Source organism: Enterovibrio nigricans DSM 22720 (assembly GCF_900167155.1).
GTDB lineage: Bacteria > Pseudomonadota > Gammaproteobacteria > Enterobacterales > Vibrionaceae > Enterovibrio > Enterovibrio nigricans.
In genome coordinates, this window is record NZ_FUXU01000240.1 from 1 (window position 1) to 1024 (window position 1024).

General features: G+C 45.1%; 2 protein-coding genes. One reads left to right on the forward strand and one right to left on the reverse strand.

The genetic code is table 11. The annotated features are described in order from the left end of the window. Nucleotides 1–30 precede the first annotated feature (30 nt). Complete coding sequence (locus tag B5D35_RS23950) at nucleotides 31–471, forward strand: hypothetical protein (RefSeq protein ID WP_078754881.1); 441 nt, start codon at nucleotides 31–33, stop codon at nucleotides 469–471. Nucleotides 472–534: 63 nt separating this feature from the next. Here B5D35_RS23950 and B5D35_RS23955 read toward each other — a convergent pair. Beyond that, on the reverse strand, nucleotides 535–1024 hold a 490-nt coding region (locus B5D35_RS23955), incomplete at its 5' end, for a VapC50 family PIN domain-containing toxin (protein ID WP_212567576.1).

The following is a 1024-nucleotide window of genomic DNA, read 5'->3' on the forward strand; positions in this document are numbered from 1 at the left end:
GAATCGGAGAGGCAGGGATAACTACCATGGGTGGGTCAATTTTACTTCGGCGATAGCGTCGCTAAGTGGATCAGTTTTAAGTCGGCGTTGACACCCTTTGAGCAAAAGGACTGCGTGAAGGGCGAGCCGATTTTTGACAAGTACAAGTTTCAGGTATGCCGCTTCACTGAGTTTGAATCTCGGCTCGTACAACTCAACGATCAGGAGTTATGCCATGTGGCTGACTTTCTTCACCTTCAATATTTAGAAAGCCGGTTCAACCGCAGCCAACTCTATGCCGATCATGTGATCACCAAAATGTATGTCGATACCCTTCTCATGAGCCGCGCCCACCGTGTTCCCGCTATTGCAGATACCCGTTCAGAGATAGCGGGATATTCCCGCATGTTTCCCGAATTGAATAGCGAGCATCTTGCAGCAGTTGTCGAAGCATCAGGGGTTCGATTACCTGTCATCAACGAATGTCAGTAAATCCACCTTTTCCTAACTAGCTGAATTAAAAGATTAAAGTTCTTTATTTCAAGGCTGTTCCTATCAAAGCATAAGCTTAAAGTTCTTTAATTTTGAGACGAAGCTTGGAAGTTGCTGCTTTTGCAAGCAAGCTAAAAACTCATCCTGACTCATCGGTGGCCTTTTCAACGAGCCTCTTTGTTGCTGGGCTGCTTTGATACAAGCACTGCTATCTAAGTCAAACATATCGCACAAAAACTCATCGGGATGAATAGCAGAGAGACCTAGAGGATCAAGCTCCCTTGCAGGAAAGTCTTTTAGATTGAAGGTGATGATAGACTCCGCTTGCCCTTTTATTGCCGCCGCAACAACGTGTCTATCATCAGCGTCCTGCAAAGTTAAACCATCAATCAATGGTTCATAACCTTCAACTAAGCAATCAGGCACATGAGCGTTCATCAGCTGCTTGATTTTATCTAGCTTCGAAGGATCTATATCTGGGTTGTTCTTTAGAAGATTACGAATCGGCTCCGTTGCAAAGTTAGTAGAAGGCCGCTGAGACCCTAGGTTATCC